The following is a 21,926-nucleotide window of genomic DNA, read 5'->3' as shown; positions in this document are numbered from 1 at the left end:
CCCAACGGCCCACCCTCATCGCGTTTCGGCGCGTTGGCCCACAATTCCCTCCAGCACCACATCGACCAAATCGTACACCCGCTCAACGGGCATGCCACCAATGTGCAGCATAAACACGCTGGAGAGGAGCATCAGCGCCACCACTTCGGGGTGGTGCGGACGAAGCTCGCCGGCGGCGATGCGGGCGGCCAGATAGCGCACGAGCAGCGCCACCGCCTCGCGGGTCAACCTTTCGAGGCGCGCCTGCACGCCGGGATTGACCAGCGCTTCGCGCATTACGACGGTGAGAAACGCTTCCTTTTCCCGCAGCAGTGTGTAATACCGGACGGCGATCTCCGCCAGCACCTCCCGCACCGGACGGTCGTGCGGCGCGCCGAGGATCTCCCGCAGTTGGGGCAAAAAGCCGTGCTCGTCCAGCACGGCAAAAAAGAGCGCCTCTTTGCTGGGAAAATAGTGATAGATGAGCCCCTGGGCCACTCCGGCGGCCTCGGCGATGGCCTTGATCGTCGTCTTCTCCAGGCCCCGCTCGGCAAACAGGCGGAGCGCGGTGTCGATCAGCTGCCGGCGTCGCATCTGCGCGTGGCGCTCGCGTTGGGTCAAGGGGTTGCGCTTGTTGTCCCCATTCATTGAACGATCACTCAACCTTCTTCCATGGTATCCGCGGCTCCGTGGACCTGTCAACGGCGTTCTCGCTCGGCAACCTCAGGCATCGGCGCCGACGGCTTCCTCGAGGGACGAAAGGCCGTCACGCTGAAGCAGGGCGAGCAGCTCGCGGTTGATGCGCCGGGCGATGGCCGGCCCGCGGTAAATGAGGCCGGTGTACACCTGCACCAGGCTGGCCCCGGCGCGGATCTTGGCGTAGGCGCCGGCGCCGTCAAACACGCCGCCTACGCCGATGATCGGCACCCGCCCCTCCGTCGCGCGGTACAAGAGGCGCACCGCTTCCGTCGCCCGCTTCTCGAGGGGCCGGCCGCTCAGCCCCCCCGCCTCATGGGCGTGGGCGCGGCTGTTCAGCCCGGAGCGGTCGACGGTCGTGTTCGTGGCCACAAAACCGGCCACGCCCTGGTCGAGGGCGGCGCGGGCGATCTCCCGCATCAGCCCGTCGTCGAGGTCGGGGGCCAGCTTCACCAAGATGGGCTTGGGCGGCGCACCGGTCTCCCGCGCCAGGGCCCGCGCCTCGTCCAGCACCCCTTCGAGGAGGCGGGCGAGGGCCTCGGCGTGCTGCAGGGCGCGGAGGCCCGGCGTGTTGGGCGAGCTGACGTTGACGACGAAGTAGTCCCCGTGGGCATACAGCGCGCGCAGGCAGCGGCGGTAATCGTCGACGGCCGCCTCATTGGGGGTGTCTTTGTTCTTGCCGATGTTGACGCCGATGGGAACGGTGCGCGCATGCCGCGCCAAGGAGCGGGCCGCCGCCTCCGCCCCGCGGTTGTTGAAGCCCATGCGGTTGATCACCGCCTCGTCCTCCGGCAGGCGGAACAGCCGCGGGCGGGGATTGCCCGGCTGCGGCCGGGGCGTCAGCGTCCCCACCTCGACAAAGCCAAACCCCAGGGCGGCCAGCGCCGGAAAGACGGCCGCGTTCTTGTCAAAGCCCGCCGCCAGGCCAACCGGGTTGGGAAAGCGCAGGCCCCACCGCCTGACCGAAAGGCGCGTGTCGGACACGGCAAAGGCGCGGGACAGGGCCGCCAGCGCGCCGGGCACACGCTGCGCCGCGGCGAGGGCCCGCACCGTCCATTCGTGGGCCGTCTCCGGGTCGAGCCGAAAGAGCAGCGGTTTCACCCATTCGTACATCCGTCATCGCCCCACCCGCCATTCTTTGTTGCATGTCTCCTTAAGAGGCCTTCATGTGGAGTGTACACCACCCGCCACAAAATCGCCATGGCTGGCGTTCGAATCCGACCTCGGCCTTGTGGTACAATGAGGAACGAAAGCCCATTGGCCAAACGAGGTGACGACGGTGAAATACCGCAAGCTGTACGGAACGGACATCGAGGTGTCGGAAGTCGGCTTCGGCGTCTGGTCGGTGGCCACCAAGTGGTGGGGCGTCACCGACGAAAAGCTCGGCCTCAAGCTCCTGCGCGAGGCGTACGAGGAGTACGGCATCACCTTCTTCGACACGGCCGACGTCTACGGCCAGGGGCGCGGCGAGACGATGCTGGCGGAAGCCTTTGCCGGCATGCGGGACAAGATCGTTATCGGCACGAAGTTTGGGTACGACATCTACTCCCACCCCGGCGAGCGCAAGGGGCATTCCGAGCTGCCGCAGCGGTGGGACCCGGACTTCATCCGCATGGCCTGCGAAAACAGCCTCCGTCGCCTGAACACCGATTACATCGACCTCTACCAGCTGCACAACTGCCGCATGGAGGTCATCCAGAACGACGCGGTGTTCGAAACCCTCGAAAAGCTGAAGGAGGAAGGCAAGATCCGCGCCTACGGCGTGGCGCTCGGGCCTGACATCGGCTGGCGCGAGGAAGGCCTCGCCGCGATTAACCGGCCGGGCATGGCCTCGGTGCAGATCATCAACAACCTCCTCGAACAGGATCCGGCCCGTGATTTCTTCCCCGTGGCCGAGGAGAAACAGGTCAGCCTGATCGTCCGCGTGCCCCACGCCTCGGGCCTCCTCGACGGCACCTACGACCCGAACAAGCACTTCGACAAGAGCGACCACCGCAGCCACCGCCCGCAGAAGTGGATGGAAGCCGGGCTGGAGGCGGTGCGCCAACTGTCGTTCCTGTACGGGCCCGACACGGGGCGGACGATCGGCCAGGCGGCCATCCTCTTCTCCCTGGCCCGCCCGTCGGTCAAGACGGTGCTGCCCAACATCACCAGCGAAGAGAACCTCAAGGAGTTCGCCCAAGCCGTCGACTGCCCGCCGCTGACGGCCGAGGAGATGGCCAAGATCGAGGAGCTGTGGGTGGGCGGCCTGAACAAGCTGCTCGAGCAGCCCATGGCCGACAGCAAAACCAAGCCCACGCCCGTCGCGGCGCGGTAAGGTTCGCCGCAACCGATGCAAAAGCAAACGCCCCTCCGGGTGGCACGAAGCCTCCGGAAGGGCGTTTTTCTGCTCGCCTCCCCACATTTTCTAGGACACCTCTCCTCCATCCCGGAATGAGCGTGCGGGGTCGACCGGAAGCGTGGCGAAAGCAAGCCACTGAACCAAGCGGGTCCACAACCTCCTTCCCGATTTGGTCACCAGCGTTTTGTCCGCTGTGACCATCCTTCTTCCGACCCTTGTTCGCGTTATGGTCCGGAACCAGCAAGATGGGGAGGGAACGCGAGACACAGAACTCCCCCTGCACACCCCACACCTTTTCTGGACACGGCATGTTCCTCATTATTGAGAAAGACATCCTTCACTTCCTCAGAGTCCCCTGTCACGTACAGACTGGCGCTTCTTCAGTAAGAACAGTGGAGGGATGTTCAAATGGTTCTTCTTCTGCTCAGCGGTATTGCGCTCATTGTTTTAGCCCTAGTGGGGTTTGTTCAAGATCGACGCAAGCACATGCGCCCGAACACCCGGGTCCACCTCTTCAATCTGATCCTGGGATCGGGAGCCGTGATTGTTGCGATGATCGAATATTGGCTGTCGAGATAAGCAACCGTTGTCATCCTCGAAGCAAGAGAAAGGAGTTGTACTCCAGGACCATGCTGGTGTTTGATACGGTAAGCAAATCCTTCGGAAAACGCGTGGTGCTCACCAATTGCAGTTTTCAACTGCCAACAAACAAGCTGCTCGAGCAGCCCATGGCCAACAGCCAAAACAAACCCACACCCGTCGCGGCACGGCAAGTTCACCGCGTCCGATGCAAAAGCAAACTGGACATGTGGGGTTGGTCGGTAATGGCCCGGCTAGCTTGACCCATGCCCCTTCCGCCGGGCTCGCAGCTGCACAAACACCCCGACCAATCCGATGAGGAGCGCAAAAACGGCAAACCGAAAAGGAGCCGTTCCCGGTTCCACCCACAAAGTAGGCGAAACCCAATGGTAAAATCCGGCGATGGACAGGACTAGCATTCCCACTCCAAGAGCGAACACCAGAAGGTCTTTCCATATCCTTCCTTTTCGAACAACGAGAAAGGACAATAATCCGATTCCTAAAGAAAAGATCAGGTCGGAGAAAAAAAAGAATCCGTTTATTAGTGGAACGGGAAGCGTCATTTGCGTGGCGAGCTGCGATCGCATGACTGCCAAGACCCATTCCGACAAAAATGACATAGACACACTACAGATAAGCAAGATAAAAAACCAAATCGCGTTCACGACCATCCCCCTTTCTCTCTCCCTTCCCCGAAGGACTTCTACCAAACAAAAGCAAACTGCAATACCCACTGGAACAACGAGAGCACGGCAAGCAACCAAATCGAATTGTTCACCCGGAAGCCAGATGGTTAAGGAAGAAACCATATATTCTTAAAAAGAGTTTCTAATTTTCTTTTCTCGATTTCCATCGGTCGCCACGCGTTTGCCTCACTGATGCACGCCGGTATCTCTTCCACCAAAAACAAACGGCCAAGCCCACATGGACGAGCGGAAGGGCAGCAAGCGACTGAAGCCAATTATTGGCCCCGGAAAAGTAGTGCGCAAGGGGCAAGATCGTGACCAAACTCACCAGCATCCACCCCGCCGAGGTTTTCCAAACGGCATAGCCAAAGGCGATCACCGACACGACGAGGGAGAACCACCACAGAAAAATCCATGGATTCACCACCCTCAGCCCCTCCTCAGCCGCTTCTGCACAAGCGCTGCCGCCACGGTAAAGACGGGGGTAAGCGCCAGCGCCGACAAGCCGCCCAACAAAACGGAAGCCGCTGCCGAATAGTCATCCCAACCCGTTCCGTCAGGTTCATAAAGAGTAGGAAACGTCTGCGCGATAGAAAACAGCACGCTGAAACACACGAGGGGAATCAAGACGGACAAGCCCACGGCCTTCCACGGCGAGCGAACGGCGGCCGTCCAGGAGACCGCGACGGCAGCAACCAGCAGCACGAGGATTGCCGTGCCGCCCCACATCCAGGTCCGGTAAATCACACTCTTCTGGGCGACATTGCCGATGAGCAGGGCACCTGCGATGAACAGGGCCATGCCAAGCCCCATCGCCGCGACCGCCAGGCGTTTTCTCTCCCGTTGGGCAAAGAAGGCCGCCAACGCGCTCGCCGCCCCGCCGAGGATCCCCCACAGCGCAGAAGAAAGCAAAATGGGGTAGAGGATTCGCGGATCATCATCGGGCAAAGAAAACCGCTCAAAGAGAGGACGAACCGGTTCGTACATCAGGTGCAGGGAACCGCGTACAACCCCTTGCATGGACTCGCTGACCAGGGCCAACACAGAGCTGAGGAAGAAAAACGAGCCAAATACGGCAATACCCAAGACAACCACGCCCAACCGGTTCATTGGACCGCCTCCCTGACCTACGGGTTAGCCTTTCGTAACCCGGTTTTTCGTCGATTTGCAGCTCTTTTTCTAATGCATAGGGATAACCGTCCAACGCACACAGCATCATATGGGACCTCAAGACCCTTCTCTACTTCTTTCAAACAGCAGAATCACCGTCGGATGTGTCTCGGCTTGTTTGAACCGTACCCGCAGCAGCTCTGTCGACGTCGCCGCGAATCGCCAACAATACGTCACGAAACTTTAGCGCCAATTCCTTGCCGGGAACGTATGTGGTAATGCGCACCCATCCCATCTGTTCTGCATTGTCATTAACCGGAATGCGATCGTTCTGCATCCACTCCCCTCGTTTGAGTTCTTTAAAAATCGTTCGCGCCTCCCCTTCCCCAATGGTATATCGGATTTTCCACGAATGGTCGCGCACCACCATGGGCTCGCGGCCCTGTACGTTAAAGTGGGATGGAAAACCGAAATGCATTACCTAAGCAGATACTCCCGCCGGTTCACGAGCAGTTGTCCCAGGAACAGGAGAAGCAGGGCTGCAACAAACAAGATCAGCGTTACCCGAAGCGGACTGGCACCGGGCAACGGCCAGACCGTCTGAAAAGGATTAAACGAGACGGTGCTGTGCGAGAGCACCGAATAGCCAACCCGAAGACTCAACGCATACACGCGCACTCCTTCCCCCAAGGAAAAGACAGCCACAAGCAGATACGTATAGACCAGGCGCCGGGTGAGCACAACGGCGAAAAACGCCAGCGCGGCAAAGAACAGGATGCTCGTGGCCAAAATCACCCACACCAGAGGCGACACACCCCTGTCGGGACTAAAAAGGAAAAGCAAGCGGGTCACACACAACACGAACAATCCATAGAGCGCGGTCGTGCGGAGCACACGCCCGATCCCAAAGGCCCAGTTCTTGTAAGGCAGCGCCAGCAGCGCCTCCTTCCCATCGCTTTCGACCCAGTCCTGGTACAGGGCCACAATCCAAAACGTAATCAACAGCGGCGACCATAAGCCGACCGTTTTCAGAATGGTTTCCGCCGTCAGCAGGCCCACCCGGCCCCCTTGGCCAAAGTAAAGGTAAAACACCATTCCCAGATGCGCCACGAGGGGAAAGGAAAAATTCCAGCCCATCGCGCGCAGGTCGAGCCAAAGCGGAGGGAACGTCATTCGCCGACCCATACGAGGTAGCCCTCCTCCAGCGAGGGTGTGGCGGGTTCGGCCGCTTCACTCGGCCGCGTGTCGCTCAAGATGCGCGCTTCCATGGTGCTCCCCCGCGACACAGACGAGACGATGCGATACTTCTCTTCCAGCAGGGCGTATTCCCGGGCGTCGCCCACCCAACGCCAAACCCGGCCGTCGGCAACCTGCGCCAGCTCTTCGGGAGAGGCAAAGAGATGGGCCTTCCCCTTCTTGATCACCGCCAGCTGGTCGCACACGGCTTCCACATCTCCCACAATGTGCGTGGAAAGGACGACCACCCGCTCCTCCCGGACCAGGCGGCGCAGGAGGAGGCGAAAACGCACCCGCTCCTCGGGGTCAAGCCCCGCCGTCGGCTCGTCGATCACGATCAACTTAGGGTCGCCCAGCAAGGCTTGCGCAATGCCGAGCCGCCGCCGCATCCCGCCGGAGAACGTGCCCACCTTCTTGTCCGCATGCGCCGTCAAGTTCACCTCTTCGAGGACCGCGTCGATCTGCCGTTTCAGTTGCCCCTTTTCCACGCCCTTGAGTGTGCCGATGTACGCCAACACCTCGCGCGCCGTCACGTTGCGAAAAATGCCGAAGTCCTGCGGCAAATACCCGAGCATCGCCCGCACCCGGTGTGCATCGCGCGTCCAATCGATCCCGTCGGCCGTTATCGAACCCCGGTCAGGGCGAAGGATGGTGGCCAAGATGCGCATCAAGGTGGTCTTGCCGGCCCCGTTGGGACCCAGAAGCCCAAAGATGCCCGGTTTTATGGTCAACGTCACGTCTTCCAACGCCGTTTTCTTTCTGAACGCTTTCTGCACCTGTTCAATTTGAAGGATCACTGCTCCAGCCTCCCTGTCGTTCTGGCTGTCAAGCTCTTGTACCAGGCTGAAAGTTTCCGCTTTGCCTCGTCCGTTTTCCTTTCCCGCTCCAGGCGCAAGATCTCTTGTACCGCCTGCTGATAGGTCGTCGGCATCGGTTGATCTACGTAGGAAGAAAGAGAGGATCCTTCGTAGATATGCTCGTATACGGCGGCCAGAAAAAACGGGGCGTAGCCATCCGATTCACGGTAGCGACTATACCAATAAAAAGCGGGCAACATACTCCTCGATTGAGCAAGGAAGTCCCCTTCCTCGCCATAGTAGATGTGGAAGATACGTTCATCCAGATGAAGCGCGTCACGGTAAACCCTGAGCGGAAAGTTTAGTCCTCCCTGTGCGCTATACAGCGGCACGACAAAAATTTTAGACGGGATGGAAGGAGCAGGGATTCCCAACCGTTCCCCCATGCGCTTGACGTTCTCCCGGAGATGAGCCAGCACCGCGGGAACGCGGTTCATCCGATCCGGCGGCGCGACGATCCGGTAGCCGTTCACTCGCGCCTCCACAAGCTTTCCAGCCAGGAGGGTTGGCCCTGAAGCGGTTCCATGAAACGCGTTGGTACCGGCCTCTGGCAGGTTACTGTAAATTTTGAGAGGGGAAGATACCCAAACTTTAAAATCCGTCGGCTCCTTCAGCTCCAAATTGAGAAAAAGACTCGGAAATTGATACCCAAACGCGGGTGACGCATAAAGGCTCTCGGCCACACGCCATTTGCCGGGAATTGGGTACCAGGGAAACCCCGAAGGAAGATAAATCGCCTGGGGCTTCAGCACGCCGCCGCTCCCCGGGGAACCTTCGACGCGTAACACAACCGTTCCTTCCTTTTTTCCTCCCGGCCATTTCAGCCGCAGGAGATCCCCTTCCCGTTTCCAGGGAAGGTTTTGCTCGCCAAGTTTCGCTTCCTGAACCGTGTATCCGTGGTAGAGGGTGAACTCCAGCCAGTCGACATTGCCCTGGGTCTGGATGCCGAGTTCAGCGGTGTACGACATGCGGTATCCCTGGTGTTCAACATCTAACACAACCTGCCGAACGGAAAAAGAAGGAGGGCGCGCGTACGAGCTCCCCAGGGGGGATTGTTGCTGCACCTCTTCATAGTGACGCATGTCCCGTCCGGCAAGAAGAGCGACATTTTCCCCCTCCGGGTAGGGATTAACCTTCGACACGAGTGCCAACGCGCAGACAAAAGGGAGCACGGTAAGCGCGACCAGCCCAATCCTCTCTTTCCGCGTTCGGTCGCGAAGACGGCAGGCAAGAAGGGATGCGGCCAACAACGACAACGAAAGGAGGAGCAAAAAAAAGTGACGCCAAAACGCCGCCGCGGTAACCGCAAGGCCTTCGTAACTGTTGAAGACGGGATAATCGATTTCACCCTGATTCAGCCACAACGTCAACGCATGCGGGAGGCGAAACCACTCAAGCCATCCATTGTAGGGCGTGAGTGTAAGCCAAACGAGAAAGATGAAGGGATAAATCCATTTTGACGTCACCAGTACGCCCAGCACGTACCCGAGGATGCCCGCACTTAACAGGGGAAGACCCCAGAAGACCGCAAGATACGCGACGGTGTCGGGCCAATAACGAAGAAGCGGGCTTTTCATCAGCCACTGGAGACCCAATGTCGCAACAGAAGCCGAGAGGAAAAAGATCAACACAACCGTCGCCCAGGCCAAAAGTTTGGCAAAGGGGCGAACGGCATCGCCCGGCAGGGAGGCCATAACCTCGGCAAAGTGGGCAGACTGCTCCCGGCGGGCCGAAAGCACGCCCGCGAGAAGACCGATCACGATCACGCCCATGCTCATCAAATACGACATGGTCTTAAACATGCCCCCGGCATCAAACGTCCCGTCGGGATACCGGTAATAATACCATCCGACTCCCGTGTAATAGAGCAACAACAGTACTTGCGCCAACCAAAGGAAAAGATCTTTTCGGAACAGGCGCCATTCCATCTGAAACAATGCGGCAAATACGGTCACGGCATGCCCCTCCAAACAGAAAAATAATGAGTCACTGGTAGTAAGTAAGCTTGTCTACCAGTGACTAATAATAAATAAATTTCAACTTTATACATTATTATTTGTGTTGAATATACCCTTCACCATTTGCGTCCCATGCTCCAACTTGTGCAAGCCTCACGTAATACATGTTCTCCCTGCTTGGCAATGTAACAGGTACGAGGACAGGAGAACCTTCATAAACAACACGATAAGCAATTTTTTCATCAGGAAGCAACGTACGGACCTTCATCGTTGCAACTTCCATATCAAATCCACTATTCACCTTCCCGTACATTTCCACTCGACCCGTTTCGTTTTTGACCCAGGGTTCTCCTTAAATCTAGATCACCTCCTTCCTCCAATTCCATCATACCCCCGGAAAATTAAATTCGTCAATGGGATTTTTGACAAAATTACGACAATATTCGACGGTATCTTACGACAAAACCCGCTTCATCTGTCTGGTGACGAACACATAACACAGCCCCTGCGGCCACGGCTGCACGTCATCCGCAAGGGCTGGGTCTCGGGTGCTGTTTTTATTGTTCCAGGGCCCGTGGCCAGGTTTCATCCCCACTGCGCGTCCGGAGCCTCGTCCCGCACGAAATCGCCGCTTTTGCCGCCCCGCTTTTCCACGAGGTACGTCGGGCCGATGACCATCGCCTTGTCGAGGGCCTTGCACATGTCGTAGACGGTGAGGGCGGCGACGCTGGCCGCCGTGAGGGCTTCCATCTCTACGCCGGTGGGGGCGGTGGTGGTCACCTCCGCCTCGATGCGCAGCGTCCGGTCGTCGGGGAAGGCGAAGCGGATGTCGATGCCGGTGAGGGGCAGCGGGTGGCACATGGGAACGAGCTCGGGCGTCTTTTTGGCCGCCAGAATGCCCGCCACCTGGGCCACGGCCAGCACGTCGCCCTTCTCTACGCCGCCCTGGCGAATTCGTGCCAGCGTCTCCGGCGCCATGCGCACGGTGCTCACAGCCACCGCCTTGCGCTTCGTTGCCGGCTTGTCCGATACGTCCACCATCCGCGCGCGCCCCTGCGCGTTGAAGTGGGTCAGTTCCCGCTGGTCCATCGCGTGCGCCCCCTTGCCCGTCGAAGTGCGCCGGCCCGCGACGTGGCAAACGATTTTGCCGCGGGCCGAGCCATCGGTTCTCCCGTTCCATTGTACCGCGCGTCAGCGGTACCGTCACCCCCAACCCAACCACGCCAAACCCTGCGCTAGCCAAGCGTCTCGGCGGTCCGTCATCCCGTGCGCCAGACGGTCTCGTACAGCCTTCCGAGCGTGGTGATGCCGCGCGATCGGAGCTCGTCGAGCTGGCGCCGCCACAGCTCCGCCGTAAGGGAAGCGTCACCGAGGGCGGTGTGCCGCCCGTTCACCGGGATGCCGTACCACGCCACCACATCGTCGAGGCGGTACGCCGGGAGTTCGACCAGGCGACGGGCCACCGTGCAGGTGTCGACCTCCCAGTGCGGCAGCGTCAGGCCCATCCGCCGCCGCAGCGCGGCATTGAGAAAGCGCACGTCGTGGCCGGCGTGATGCATGACGAGGACACCGTCCCGGGCAAACGCGAGAAAGCCCCGCAACACCTCACCCAGGGGCGGCGCCGTCGCAACGTCGGCGTCACGGATGCCGGTAAGGTTGGCCACGTGGGGCGGAATGGGCACAGGCGGGTCAGGGCGCACGAGGGTGTGAAAGGTGCGCGCCGTCCGCTCCGCGCCGACCATCTCCACGGCGCCGACGGCAATCAGGGCATCGCGGCGGGGGTCGAAGCCGGTCGTCTCGGTGTCGACGACGACGTACCGCAGCGCGTCGAGCGGGGCGTGCCAGAGGTTTTGGGAGCTGGCCTCCTTGAGCATCCGGCGCAACCACGCCTCGGCCTCACGCGCGCCGCTTTGCGCAAGAGCGGCAGCAAGGGCCGCGGAGACGCGCGTTCCCAAAACGCGCCGGAACACGCTCAGCAAGGTTTGGGGCAAACCCGCATCCCGCACGCGTTTTCCCCCCTCACTTCGGCTTGCGGAAGTGCTTGGCCGTCCGCGCCTGCAGCGCCTTTACCGTACGCAGCGCCAAGCGCAGCGCCTCCCGATCCACGGCAGACAGGCGCGCCACGTTGACGTGGTTGTCCCACAGGCGGTAGGCCTCAAGCGTCGCGAGTGCCTCCTGCACGCGGGCGGCGAAGGAAGCGTCCCACACCCCACGCCGCTCGAGGACGGCAATGCGCCGCTCGGTTGACGTGGCGCGCACCCCTTCGGCTACGGCCCAGAGGCGCACAGCGTTTACCAGCGGCAGGTAGCCGCCTTCCTTGATGTCCACCGCGCCGGCGCGCGGGCCGCTAACGTCGACGCGCAACCGGAGGCGCCAGTCAAGAGCCACGGCGCGCTCTTGGTTCCGGGCGGCCGCCATCCACAACACAAAGGGCGCATCGCGCAACCGCGCCACCACCCACGCGTGCAGGCGACGGGCCAGCCGGAGATCGCCGAAAACCGGGCGCATGTCGACGGCCAAAAGCAAATAGCGCACATGCGCCCAATGGGGCACCGCGAGATACCCCTCGATCGCCTCCCGCCACGCTTTTTCCGTGCCGTTCCATCGCGGATTGGTCGGCAGGACAAATCCCGGGCAGAGGGAGTAGCCCAGCGCTTCCAGCCGCGCCACCACCCGCTCGGCCAGGGTGCGAAAATACTCCCGCACGGCGGCCGCTACTGCCTCCGCATCGGCCACCACCAGCGCGTGGTCCTGATCAGAATGCAGGGTCAGCTCCCGCCGTCCGCCGCTGCCAAGAAGGACCCAGCAAAAGGATACGGGCGGTATGAGCCGCCCGCCGTCGGCCAGGTCGCGCACGGCACCGGCGATGACAACGCGCAGCTGCCGGTCGAACCCGCGATTCACAGCACGCACAATGGCGCCGGGCGACCATCCTTCCTCGGCCCACTTGCGCGCCCTGGCGGCCATCGCCGTCCGCGACACAGCCCCGGCCGGTATGGCCCTCCCCTTCGTCGCCGGCCCCCCGCAGAGCCGCCGTTTTGCTTCGCTCACCGGCTGCACCCCCTCCCTCGTTCCCGCCGGCTTTGGCACGCGCTGCACATCCTGCGCTACAGGGTCTCGGCGGAGGCGGTGGCGCGGTATGCCCCGCCGTGGGGCAGCTGCTCGGGATAGCCGGGGACGCCGTGCTCGCTGATGTCCAGGCCGATCAGCTCTTCCTCGCGGCGGATGCGCAAGCCAACCGTCGCCTTCAGCAGGCCGAATACGAGGAAGGAGGCAACCCACACGTAGGCGAAGGAGACGGCGACGCCAAGGAACTGCACCCCCAACTGGTGAAGGCCCCCGCCGTAGAACAGCCCCGGTTGCCCGACGCCCAGCTGCGCCACGAGGTCCGGCGCGGCAAAAAGGCCCGTGGACAGCGTCCCCCAGATCCCGGCCACGCCGTGCACGGAAAAGGCCCCGACGGGGTCGTCAATTTTCAGCACGCGCTCGAACAGGAGCACCGAGAAGACCATGACCACGCCGGCGACGGCCCCGATCACCACGGCCGCCCACGGCTTGACGAACGCACATGCGGCGGTGATGGCCACCAGCGCCGCCAGCACGCCGTTGAGCATATACCAGATGTCCGGCTTGCCCAGCACGGCCCACGCCGCAAAGAGCGCCCCTAGCGCACCCGCCGCCGTGGCAAGCAGCGTCGTCAGGGCAACGTAGGCGAACAACGCGCCCTGGGCCGTCATCGTTGAGCCGGCGTTGAAGCCGAACCAGCCGAACCACAGGATCAGCACGCCGAGCACGCCGTAGACGGCGTTGTGGCCCGGAATGGCGTTGGCCGTGCCGTCCTTGTTGTATTTGCCAATGCGCGGCCCAAGGAGGATGGCCCCGACCAGCGCGGCCACCCCGCCCTGCAGGTGCACCACCGTCGACCCGGCAAAATCCTGCATCCCCAATTTGGCCAGCCAGCCGCCGCCCCACACCCAGTGGGCGATCACCGGGTAGATCAGCCCGCTGAAGGCAGTGCCAAACAGAAGGTACACCATCAGCTTGGCCCGCTCGGCCAGCCCGCCCCACACGATGGCCAACGACACCCCGACGAAGGCCACCTGAAAGAGGAACTTGGCCGCCAGCGGCACGTCGGCCCACGCCAGCGACGAAAACGCCTTGCCGGCCTTTTCATCCAGCACGTCGACGAAGAAGCCCGTCGTGCCGAAAAAGGCGTTGCCGTCTCCAAAGCTCAGTCCGAAACCGACGGCCCAAAAGGCCAGCGTGGCCAAGGCAAAACTGAGGATGTTCTTCCCTGCCACGTGGCCGGCGTTTTTCATCCGCGTGGCTCCTGCCTCGAGCAGGGCAAACCCCGCCTGCATGAAGAAGACGAGCACAAAGGCCAAAAACACCCACACCGCGTTTACGGCGCGGATCGCGTCGGCCGCCGTGGGCTCCGCGGCATAGCCCCGGCCGCCGAAGAGTCAAATACACAATGAAAACGGTTCCCCGCCGTTTTTCGCCCGCTTTCTCCTCTGCGTAAGCAAAAAAATCCGCGCCCTTCCGGAGACCTGCGGATGGGCACGGTATGGAAGGCGCTACGAAGGTTGTTCGCCACCCCGCCGTTCAAAGGCGCGGTCGGCGTGCTCCTCCACGACATGGCCGGGCGTCACCGTCACGTCGGTCGGCGACTTGGCCGGCATCTGTTGCCGCATTTTGTGCCGTTCGGCCTTGTGCTCGCCGTACAGCGGATGGCGCTGGTGCTCCTCCCCGTGCACGAGAAGCGACTCCGTTTGCATGGTGCTGTGCCGAATGCCAAAGCGCTCGCGCAGGAGCGCGGTCGCCTCCTTCACCACCTGGTGGGGATCGCGGCCGTGTTCGAGCAGCAGATGGCAGCTAAAGGCATGCTGGGTGCTCGTAATCGACCACAGGTGCATCTCGTGAACGTCCATCACGCCGTCCAAGCATAGCAGATGCTCGCGAATGGCATCGAGGGAAATGTCGCGCGGCGCCGCTTCCATCAAGACGCGTCCGGCTTGGGCGGTGATGCGTGCGCCCCCCAAACCATCACCAGGGCAATCAGGGCGCTCACCGCCGGGTCGAGCCAGTGCAGGCCCCATAGCCAAATGGCCGCCGACGACACGAGCACGCCGACGGAGCTGAACAGGTCGCCCAACACGTGCCACAGCGCGCTGCGCACGTTGAGGTTTTCGCGATCGCCAAAGCGCCCCAATATGACGGCCACGGACACGTTGACGAGCAGCCCAACGGCGGCCACAACCATCATGATGCCCGGCTGCACATCCGGCGGATGGACCACCCGCTGGGCCGCCTCGACGACGATCCACGCCGCCACGGCCACAAGGGCCAGGCCGTTGAGAAAAGAGACGATCATTTCAAAGCGCAGATACCCGTAGGTGTAATCGCCACGGGGTGGACGGGCGGACAAGAACGCCGCGACCAGCGACAGGCCAAGGGCCAGCACATCGCCGGCCATGTGCCCGGCGTCGGAAAGCAAGGCCAGGCTGTCGGCGAAAACGCCGCCGACGGCCTCGACAATCGCAAAGGCGAAGGTCAGCGCAAAGGCCGCCAGCAAGGCGCGCCGATTCTGGCGCTCTCCCCTTCGCATGTGCGGGTCGTGATGAAAATCGTCCCGAATGGTCACCGGTCCCCCTCGCTTCCCCCTTATTCTGTTCCTATTTTACTCCGCACACCAACACGTGAGCCGGGCGATGCACCCGCTGTTCCGCGCGCCGCCGCCTTCCTGTTGCTCCGCTCCAGCGTTCGGGACGCTAGGCAAAGCGGTCGGACATGTGGTAGGGTGAAGGGGGAAGCGATTGGACGCCCTTTGGCGCTGGGAGCCAAGCGAAAGGAGGAGCAGCCATGACCATTCGGGTGCGGCTGTTTGCCGAACTGGCCGAGCGGGCCGGACAAGACGAACTGATCCTGTCCATCCCCGACGGGGCGCGCGTGGCCGACGTGCTTGACACCGTGTCCCGCGCCTGCCCGGCGCTGGCCGATCTGCTTGGGCGCTGCGCCGTCTCCGTCAATCTCGCCTACGCGCCGCCGACGCATCCGGTGGGACCAAATGACGAGATCGCCATCCTGCCGCCGGTCAGCGGCGGCTGACGGGAGGGCTGCGGCATGGATCGCCTGTGGGAGCGGTACTCGCGGCAAATCCTCTTTGCCCCCATCGGGCGCGAGGGGCAAGAGCGGCTGGCCCGAAGCCGCGTGGCCATCGTCGGCATGGGCGCGCTGGGGACGGTGTTGGCCAACCACATGGTGCGCGCCGGCGTGGGGTACGTGCGGCTGATCGATCGCGATGTGGTGGAGATGAGCAACCTGCAGCGGCAGATGCTGTACGACGAGGACGACGCTCGCGCGCACCTGCCCAAAGCGGTGGCCGCCGCAGACAAGCTGCGCCGCATCAACAGCGACGTCACGGTGGAACCCCACGTCGTGGACCTGAACGCCACCAACGCCGAGTCGCTCCTGGCCAACGTGGACCTCGTTCTCGACGGGACGGACAATTTCCAGGTCCGCTTTCTCGTCAACGACGTGTGCGTCAAGCACGGCATCCCGTGGGTGTACGGGGGAGTCGTCCGCGCGCGGGGCATGGTCGCCCTCCTGCGTCCCGGCACGACGCCCTGCCTGCGCTGCCTCTTCGACAGCCCGCCGGCCGCGCACACAGAAACGTGCGACACCGTGGGCGTGATCGGCCCGATCGTTCACGTCGTCGCGTCGTACCAGGCCGCAGAAGCCCTCAAGCTGCTCGTCGGGGCGACAGACAAGCTCACCCCGGTGTTGCGCTACTTCGACCTGTGGGAAGGGCACGTCAGCGCCATGAAGTTGGACGGCGCCCGCAAGCGCGACTGTCCGTGCTGCGCCCGGCGGCGATTCGACTTCCTCGATCCCCAGCGGGAGGCCGGTGCCGTCACCACGCTTTGCGGGCGCAACACGGTGCAGATCACCCCGCCGCAGCCCCTCGCCCTCAACCTGGACGATCTTGCGGCGCGGCTGGCTGCCGTGGGCCCCGTCGAGCGGAACCGCTTTCTGCTGCGCGCCCGCGTCTCCGACGCCCACACGCTTGTGGTGTTCCCCGACGGGCGCGTGCTCGTGCAGGGGACCGACAACCCCGTCGTGGCGAAATCGCTCTACGCCCGGTACATCGGCGCATGAAAACCCGCCGTTTGTTCCGCGACGTGGCCGCGGCCAAACAAAGGACCGGGGGCGGATGGCCCCCGGTCTTTCGGTTGTTCATGGGTGGTGCGTTCCGCGTGCCCCGGTGCTGGCGGGCCCTAACGGTCAGCTGGTGAACACCACCTCCACCACGGGGTCCTGCTGCAGCGCGAGGGCATACGTCCCGGGACTCAGCCAGCCCTCGCAGCGCCCGCGCAAATTGGTCTTCCACCGCTTCTCCTCGCCCGCAGCCGTGCGCCACACGACGGGCACGCTGACGAAGGGACCGTGCTCGCCCTCCCACCCCAACTCCACGCGCCACTGGCCATAGCGGTTGACCGTGGCCGTCAGCGTCAGTTCCGCACGCAAGGGAATGATGCCGACGCGCACCCGCATCGCCTCGGCGTAGCGGTCGGCGCGTCGGGCGGGCGTGGGAGCCGCCTCCAGGGCTAGCAGCGGCGCGCCGGATACCGTCACCTTGACCGCTTCCCCCTCCCGCGTCACGTGCAGGCGCGGAAGGGCGTCGGAACATTCGGTCAGCTTTTGCGCGTAATCGTCCAGCCACGCGGCCAGGTGGTCCGGAAGCGGCGGAACATGGTCGCGCTTCCACGCCCCCACCCGCGCCTGCCACGTCGGCTCGGCGAGCAGGCACGCTTCCAAGGCCGCCCATGCGGCGCCCTCCAGCTCCCCGCGAACATAGCGGGCGATGAGCGCATCCGACAGTTCTGCCCGTTCGGCGCGGCGTTTCAGCTGCTTCGCCACCCAGCGGTCGAGCAGATCGGCGTCGCCCTTATCGGCCAGCTTCCGCCGCAAGCGGCAGAGGCGCTGCTCCACGGCCGTGCCGGAAAACCCCAGCACGCGGCCAACCCGTTCCAGGTTGTGCCCCCTGAACACCGCCCCCTGCACCGTCACCGGCGGCTCCGCCACCGTCGCCGATCCGGCCGACAGCTCCATCCAACCCCGGCTCACACCGGCCGTACGGGCCCGTTGCGCATCCATTTGGCCGGAACGAAAAGCGGCGATCAGTTCGTGCACGCGCACGTCGGCCTCAAAATCGGCGCGCGCCCGTTCCCACTCTTCCGGCTGCCATCCGCTCTGTCCGGCCAGGTATCGCTCCTCCTCATGGGTCAGGTCGCCGAAGAGATCCCAATACGTCAGCTTGAGCACCAGGCGGTCTTTGACGTCCAACCCGTTAAACCAGTCAAACAGGAACGCTTCCTCCGCCTCCGTGATGGCCGGTGGTGCGGCGACGGGCAGGGTCCACCCTTCCAAGTGCCGTGCCCCGGATGGCGAGATGCCTTTTACGCGCTGGGCGTAGTCGGCCATGGCAAAGCGCAGGCAAACATAGAGAAACCGCTCGAAGGACACCGCACCGTCGTACCGGCGCAACCACCCTTCCCCCAGCAAGCGGGTGATGGCATACCGGAACCGTTCGTCCCGGTCCGCCTCGCTGTCAGCCCGGCAGCCGACGTAAAAGGCGACCAGGGGACCGTAGGTTTTGGCGAACGCGGCAGGAAACGTCGTGCTGCGAACATCGTTCGGCGAAAACGGCAACGTCACTCACCTCCGGAAGCTCCTCCCTTTCCTTTCTCATTCGCGATGCATCGGGAAAGATCCTGTTCCCTCCACAAAACCATGCTTACGCAGCACGTGGGGGTCTCATGCCTCGGCATCCCGCTGCCCCCCGCACAGCGGCGCGCGCGCCAGCACGGTGTACCGCGCGCCGCTGGGATGGAGCTCCGAACGGTACAAGGCGATGGCCGTGACGCGCCACGCCATCGGCGTCGCCGGCGCGCAGGCGGCCAGCTCGTCGGGCCGAAGGGGTCGCGTTCCGTTCCGGGCCAGGGTAAGGTGGGGCGTATACGGCCGCGGGTCGGGACGGTATCCCCAAGCGCGAAAGGCCTCCCCCAGCCGGCGGTGCGCGTCGCAAAGCACGGCCACGTCCCCTTCCACGCCGGCCCACAGGACGCCGGGCACCCCCTGGCGCGAAAAGGTGCCGAGCGGCCCGAGCCGCAGGGAAAAGGGCGGGATCTCCCGCCCCACGCGCTGCATGGCGGCGACGATCACGGGGATCCGCGCCGGCGGCTGTTCATCCAGAAAATGCAGGGTCACGTGCAGGTTGTCCACCGGGACCCAGCGCGCAAAGGGCAAGGCCTCGCGCAGCGCAGGCAGCCACGCGCGCACCTGATCCTTCACGCGCGCGTCCACTTCCACGGCGACAAACAGGCGCAGCGGGCCCACCTCCTCGAACGGAAAAACCCGGCCGGATGCCGGGCCGCCGGATGCGCGGGATCAGGACGTGGAGCGCATCCGCTTTTTCGTCACGTAATCGGTTTCGTAATACTGCAGCTCGTCGCGCAGGTACTCAAAGGTTTTGGACAGCGAAAGGGTAAGCCGTTTCAGGCGTTCCGGGACCGGCTTGCGGAAGAGGATCGCGTCGTGCCCGGTGTACGAATAACGCCCGTCCTCGGCGTAGACTTCGCCCTTGGGGTAATAGAACAGGTCGACGCAGTTGTGGTACACCTTGTACAGCGTCTCCTCGGCAAACTCGGGGTTGAACTTGGCCCGACGGAGCACGATGCCCAGCCGCTCACAGGCGTTTTCGCAATTGACCAAGAGATGCCGCAAATCGGAAAGGTAGAGGCGGAAATACTCCTCGTATTCCTCGCGGTCGCCCCCGGCCTCTTCGACCAGCTGCGCAAGGGTGGTGCTGTTGAGGAACGCCTCGATGTCCGCGCACACCCGGCGCAGGCGTCGGTACGTGTCCTCGCAAAACTCGCGGAGTTGCGTGTTCGGCATGCCGAGACCTCCCGGGACCAGATTCGCATGAGGGGATGACGAGAAGGCCGTGTGGTTTCATTGTACCAGATTGGAAGGCCGGCGGGGAGCGCCGTTTTCCTCACGAACCGGATTTCGTCCGATACGCCCAGTGGTTCGTCGGGCCGTGGCCGCCGCCGAGGTTGAGGGCTTCGCGAATGGCGGCGGTGATGAACGCCTTCCCGATCCGCACGGCATCCAGCAGGTCCTCGCCCTTGGCCAACGCCGCGGTGACCGCCGCCGAGAAGGTGCATCCCGTCCCGTGGGTGTTTCGTGTGGCCACGCGCGGCGCGGAGAGGACCTCAACGCGCGCGCCGTCGTAAAAGAGGTCGTCGGCCGTCTCCCCGTCGCCGTGGCCGCCCTTGACCACGACCGCCTTGGCCCCCATGGCCACGATGGCCCGCGCCGCCTTTTCCATGTCCGCGCGGGTGCGGATGGCCAGGCCCGTCAACGCTTCCGCCTCCGGGATGTTGGGCGTGACGAGGAGGGCCTGCGGCAGCAAGCGGCGGCGCAGCGCCTCGACGGCGTCCGCCTTCAGGAGCGGCGCGCCGCCCTTGGCGATCATCACCGGGTCGACGACCAGCTTCTCGATGCCATGGCGGCGCACCGCCTCGGCCACCGCCTCGATGATGGCGCTGTCGAAGAGCATCCCCGTTTTGGCCGCGTCGACACCGATGTCGGTGGCCACCGCCTCGATCTGCTTGGCCACCGCGTCCGGCGGCAAGGGCCACACGCCAGAGACGCCCAAGGTGTTTTGCGCCGTGACGGCGGTGAGGGCGGTCATGCCAAAGGCGCCCAGCTCCTGAAACGTCTTGAGGTCGGCCTGAATGCCGGCCCCGCCGCCGCTGTCGGAGCCGGCGATGGTGAGTGCGCGGGGTACCATGCGATCGCCTCCTTCACTCGGTCACGTTCACAAAGCAGTCCTTGCCCGCCACAGCCTGGCGGATGAGCCCGCTCTTCTGCATCCAAGACGCCACCGCCTCCCAGGACGCCGCATCCTGCCAGCCAAAGAGCTTGTCCCCGGCGTCCATCCGCGGCAAGAGCATCTGGAGGCTCTTTTTCTCCACTTCGGCGTCGAGGGGGAACGCCTGTTCCTGGTGGGCGAGCAGGATCTTCAGTCCCTCGTCGGGATGCGCCATCACGTACTGCTGGCCCCTCTGCGCGGCACGCCAGAACTTGCGGATCGTCTCGGCCTTCTCCTTCACCGTCTGTTCGCTGGCGATGAGGACCAGCTCGTAGTAGTCCGGCACGCCGTACTGCGTCGGGTCGATCGTGCGGATGGCAAAGCCCTCTTTTTCCAAGAGGAGCTTCTTCGCGCAGGCCGGCAATCAACTGGAAAATCGTGCTCTTTCCCGCCCCGCTCGGGCCCACGAGGCTGACAAACTCCCCTTTGTGCACGCGAAACGAGACGCCCTCGAGGACGGGAACGATCCGCTTGCCGTCGCGGTGGGCGTACCACACCTCGTCAAAAACCAGCATCGCGCGCCTCCTCACTCACAGGGGCCAGCGGGCCTCTTGCCAGGCCATCTCCCAAAACAGGTATTCAAAGCGAAATCCGGTGACAAAGAGGTCCCGCAGCCGGGCCTTCTCCGCCTCGGACGCGTGGGCCGTCAGGGCATCCAGCTTGTCGCGCAGCCACCGGACAAGCCGTCCGAATTCGTCCGAAGCGTACGCGTCGATCCACGCGTTGTAGGGCGAGTCAGCCGGGCTGTTTCCAGCCGCTTTGAGCCGCAGGGCGATCTCATGATACGACCACTGGCACGACAGCACGGCGGCCAGGATGTCGGCGATGGTCCCGGCGTAGGCCGTTTTGAGCAAAAACGACGTGTAGCTGACCGTCACCGGCGCCGGTTCCGTCCGCTCCAGCTCCTCCGGCGCCATGCCGAACCGGGCCGCGTACTGGCGATGGATGTCCATCTCCGTGTGCAGGGTCTCTTCCAGCAGCGTGCTGAACATCCTCATCGTTTCCAGGTCGTCGGCCTTGGCCGCCGCCAAGGCGAAGACGCGGCAGTAGGCGATGAGGTAGACGTAATCCTGGCAAAGATAGAAGCGAAATTTTTCCCGCGGAAGCGAGCCGTCGCCCAGTCCCCGGACAAAGGGGTGGTCCAGGATGCGGGCAAAGATCGGCTGTGCCTCCTGCCACAGCCACGCGCTCGTCGCCATCCTTCTCCCTCCTTGTCCGCCTACAAAAAAACCGCCCGACAAGCGGGCGGTCTGCGGCACGAAACACGCGATCGGTATTCGTACCCCGACCCACCCACTTCCCTTCGCTGGCATTACCCAGGTCAGGTTCCAAGGGTTGAAGGCGCTACGCCTTCTCTCAGCCCCGAACGGAGCACCCCTAGTGGATGGTCGACGGACCTATGCGTTTGTCCCTTCGCCCTTGCCGCTGCGATTCGCCTTTCATTGTAACAGCGGCTGGGGACACCGTCAATGACAACGCACACGACGAGCTTTTTTCGCTGTGCCTGTATCTCGGCCTGATCTGCATCAGGCCATCTTCAGTTTT

26 protein-coding genes, 1 pseudogene and 1 riboswitch are annotated in these 21,926 nt (G+C 63.3%); of the genes and pseudogenes, 4 read left to right on the top strand and 23 right to left on the bottom strand.

The window, feature by feature from the left end:
- Positions 1-15 precede the first annotated feature (15 nt).
- A complete protein-coding gene (locus tag IEX61_RS05685; protein WP_229725719.1) occupies positions 16-573 on the bottom strand; it encodes a TetR/AcrR family transcriptional regulator in 558 nt (185 codons plus the stop codon).
- Positions 574-702: 129 nt separating this feature from the next.
- Entirely contained in the window at positions 703-1,788 is a 1,086-nt protein-coding gene (locus tag IEX61_RS05680) for a quinone-dependent dihydroorotate dehydrogenase (protein WP_188817057.1), read from the bottom strand.
- A gap of 166 nt (positions 1,789-1,954) precedes the next feature.
- Between IEX61_RS05680 and IEX61_RS05675 the strand changes: the two genes are divergently transcribed.
- Positions 1,955-2,992 (top strand): aldo/keto reductase, encoded by a 1,038-nt coding sequence (locus IEX61_RS05675; protein ID WP_188817055.1) that lies wholly within the window; start codon positions 1,955-1,957, stop codon positions 2,990-2,992.
- A gap of 653 nt (positions 2,993-3,645) precedes the next feature.
- Positions 3,646-3,858, top strand: a complete 213-nt coding sequence (locus IEX61_RS12420) for a hypothetical protein (RefSeq protein ID WP_157057665.1) — start codon at positions 3,646-3,648, stop codon at positions 3,856-3,858.
- Here IEX61_RS12420 and IEX61_RS05670 read toward each other — a convergent pair.
- From IEX61_RS05670 to IEX61_RS05605, 14 genes are all read right to left on the bottom strand, one after another.
- Positions 3,850-4,260, bottom strand: a complete 411-nt coding sequence (locus IEX61_RS05670; protein WP_157057666.1) for a hypothetical protein — start codon at positions 4,258-4,260, stop codon at positions 3,850-3,852. The genes IEX61_RS12420 and IEX61_RS05670 overlap by 9 nt on opposite strands.
- A 163-nt stretch (positions 4,261-4,423) precedes the next feature.
- Positions 4,424-4,708, bottom strand: coding sequence for a hypothetical protein (locus IEX61_RS05665; protein ID WP_054670028.1), 285 nt, complete (start codon positions 4,706-4,708; stop codon positions 4,424-4,426).
- A gap of 2 nt (positions 4,709-4,710) precedes the next feature.
- Positions 4,711-5,391, bottom strand: a complete 681-nt coding sequence (locus IEX61_RS05660) for a hypothetical protein (RefSeq protein ID WP_054670030.1) — start codon at positions 5,389-5,391, stop codon at positions 4,711-4,713.
- 139 nt (positions 5,392-5,530) lie between these two features.
- On the bottom strand, positions 5,531-5,821 hold the full coding sequence (locus tag IEX61_RS05655; RefSeq protein WP_157057667.1) for a hypothetical protein: 291 nt from the start codon (positions 5,819-5,821) through the stop codon (positions 5,531-5,533).
- A gap of 47 nt (positions 5,822-5,868) precedes the next feature.
- Entirely contained in the window at positions 5,869-6,576 is a 708-nt protein-coding gene (locus tag IEX61_RS05650; RefSeq protein WP_188817054.1) for a hypothetical protein, read from the bottom strand.
- Positions 6,561-7,424, bottom strand: a complete 864-nt coding sequence (locus IEX61_RS05645) for an ATP-binding cassette domain-containing protein (protein WP_054670039.1) — start codon at positions 7,422-7,424, stop codon at positions 6,561-6,563. Before IEX61_RS05645 ends, IEX61_RS05650 begins: the two co-directional genes overlap by 16 nt.
- On the bottom strand, positions 7,421-9,439 hold the full coding sequence (locus IEX61_RS05640) for a hypothetical protein (RefSeq protein ID WP_188817052.1): 2,019 nt from the start codon (positions 9,437-9,439) through the stop codon (positions 7,421-7,423). Before IEX61_RS05640 ends, IEX61_RS05645 begins: the two co-directional genes overlap by 4 nt.
- 97 nt (positions 9,440-9,536) lie before the next feature.
- Positions 9,537-9,755 carry a hypothetical protein gene (locus tag IEX61_RS05635; RefSeq protein WP_157057670.1) on the bottom strand — a complete coding sequence of 73 codons (219 nt, stop codon included), beginning with the start codon at positions 9,753-9,755 and terminating at the stop codon, positions 9,537-9,539.
- Positions 9,756-10,027: 272 nt separating this feature from the next.
- Positions 10,028-10,531, bottom strand: a complete 504-nt coding sequence (moaC, locus tag IEX61_RS05630) for a cyclic pyranopterin monophosphate synthase MoaC (protein ID WP_188817050.1) — start codon at positions 10,529-10,531, stop codon at positions 10,028-10,030.
- A gap of 170 nt (positions 10,532-10,701) precedes the next feature.
- Positions 10,702-11,448, bottom strand: coding sequence for an exonuclease domain-containing protein (locus tag IEX61_RS05625; protein WP_054670052.1), 747 nt, complete (start codon positions 11,446-11,448; stop codon positions 10,702-10,704).
- 13 nt (positions 11,449-11,461) lie between these two features.
- Positions 11,462-12,493, bottom strand: coding sequence for a DUF294 nucleotidyltransferase-like domain-containing protein (locus IEX61_RS05620; RefSeq protein ID WP_188817048.1), 1,032 nt, complete (start codon positions 12,491-12,493; stop codon positions 11,462-11,464).
- Positions 12,494-12,549: 56 nt separating this feature from the next.
- Entirely contained in the window at positions 12,550-13,857 is a 1,308-nt protein-coding gene (locus IEX61_RS05615) for an ammonium transporter (protein ID WP_188817075.1), read from the bottom strand.
- Between the two features lie 162 nt (positions 13,858-14,019).
- Positions 14,020-14,442 carry a cation transporter dimerization domain-containing protein gene (locus IEX61_RS05610; RefSeq protein ID WP_054671461.1) on the bottom strand — a complete coding sequence of 141 codons (423 nt, stop codon included), beginning with the start codon at positions 14,440-14,442 and terminating at the stop codon, positions 14,020-14,022.
- Positions 14,442-15,086, bottom strand: coding sequence for a cation diffusion facilitator family transporter (locus IEX61_RS05605; RefSeq protein WP_188817046.1), 645 nt, complete (start codon positions 15,084-15,086; stop codon positions 14,442-14,444). The genes IEX61_RS05610 and IEX61_RS05605 overlap by 1 nt, the downstream gene beginning before the upstream one ends.
- A gap of 218 nt (positions 15,087-15,304) precedes the next feature.
- Between IEX61_RS05605 and IEX61_RS05600 the strand changes: the two genes are divergently transcribed.
- Both IEX61_RS05600 and IEX61_RS05595 read left to right on the top strand, forming a co-directional pair.
- Positions 15,305-15,550 (top strand): MoaD/ThiS family protein, encoded by a 246-nt coding sequence (locus IEX61_RS05600; RefSeq protein ID WP_054671454.1) that lies wholly within the window; start codon positions 15,305-15,307, stop codon positions 15,548-15,550.
- 15 nt (positions 15,551-15,565) lie between these two features.
- Positions 15,566-16,600, top strand: a complete 1,035-nt coding sequence (locus tag IEX61_RS05595; RefSeq protein ID WP_054671450.1) for a ThiF family adenylyltransferase — start codon at positions 15,566-15,568, stop codon at positions 16,598-16,600.
- A 126-nt stretch (positions 16,601-16,726) separates the two neighbouring features.
- On the opposite strand, the gene IEX61_RS05590 is transcribed toward IEX61_RS05595, so the two are convergent.
- The 7 genes and pseudogenes from IEX61_RS05590 to tenA all read right to left on the bottom strand — a co-directional run bounded on the left by IEX61_RS05590 (position 16,727) and on the right by tenA (position 21,580).
- A complete protein-coding gene (locus IEX61_RS05590) occupies positions 16,727-18,160 on the bottom strand; it encodes a sigma-70 RNA polymerase sigma factor region 4 domain-containing protein (RefSeq protein ID WP_188817044.1) in 1,434 nt (477 codons plus the stop codon).
- Positions 18,161-18,259: 99 nt separating this feature from the next.
- Positions 18,260-18,841, bottom strand: coding sequence for an RNA 2',3'-cyclic phosphodiesterase (gene thpR / locus IEX61_RS05585; protein WP_188817043.1), 582 nt, complete (start codon positions 18,839-18,841; stop codon positions 18,260-18,262).
- Between the two features lie 51 nt (positions 18,842-18,892).
- Positions 18,893-19,399 (bottom strand): DUF3907 family protein, encoded by a 507-nt coding sequence (locus tag IEX61_RS05580; RefSeq protein WP_054673402.1) that lies wholly within the window; start codon positions 19,397-19,399, stop codon positions 18,893-18,895.
- Positions 19,400-19,499: 100 nt separating this feature from the next.
- Positions 19,500-20,300 carry a bifunctional hydroxymethylpyrimidine kinase/phosphomethylpyrimidine kinase gene (thiD, locus tag IEX61_RS05575; protein ID WP_188817041.1) on the bottom strand — a complete coding sequence of 267 codons (801 nt, stop codon included), beginning with the start codon at positions 20,298-20,300 and terminating at the stop codon, positions 19,500-19,502.
- A 13-nt stretch (positions 20,301-20,313) separates the two neighbouring features.
- On the bottom strand, positions 20,314-20,745 hold the full coding sequence (locus IEX61_RS05570; RefSeq protein ID WP_054673015.1) for an ABC transporter substrate-binding protein: 432 nt from the start codon (positions 20,743-20,745) through the stop codon (positions 20,314-20,316).
- Between the two features lie 34 nt (positions 20,746-20,779).
- Positions 20,780-20,896, bottom strand: a pseudogene (locus IEX61_RS12695) (macrolide ABC transporter ATP-binding protein); the annotation flags it as partial.
- A gap of 15 nt (positions 20,897-20,911) precedes the next feature.
- Positions 20,912-21,580 carry a thiaminase II gene (tenA, locus tag IEX61_RS05560; protein WP_054673018.1) on the bottom strand — a complete coding sequence of 223 codons (669 nt, stop codon included), beginning with the start codon at positions 21,578-21,580 and terminating at the stop codon, positions 20,912-20,914.
- Between the two features lie 82 nt (positions 21,581-21,662).
- Positions 21,663-21,770: riboswitch (TPP riboswitch) on the bottom strand.
- Positions 21,771-21,926: the final 156 nt, after the last annotated feature.

Source organism: Calditerricola satsumensis, from assembly GCF_014646935.1.
Classification (GTDB): Bacteria; Bacillota; Bacilli; order Calditerricolales; family Calditerricolaceae; genus Calditerricola; species Calditerricola satsumensis.
This window is presented reverse-complemented; position numbering and strand designations above follow the sequence as displayed.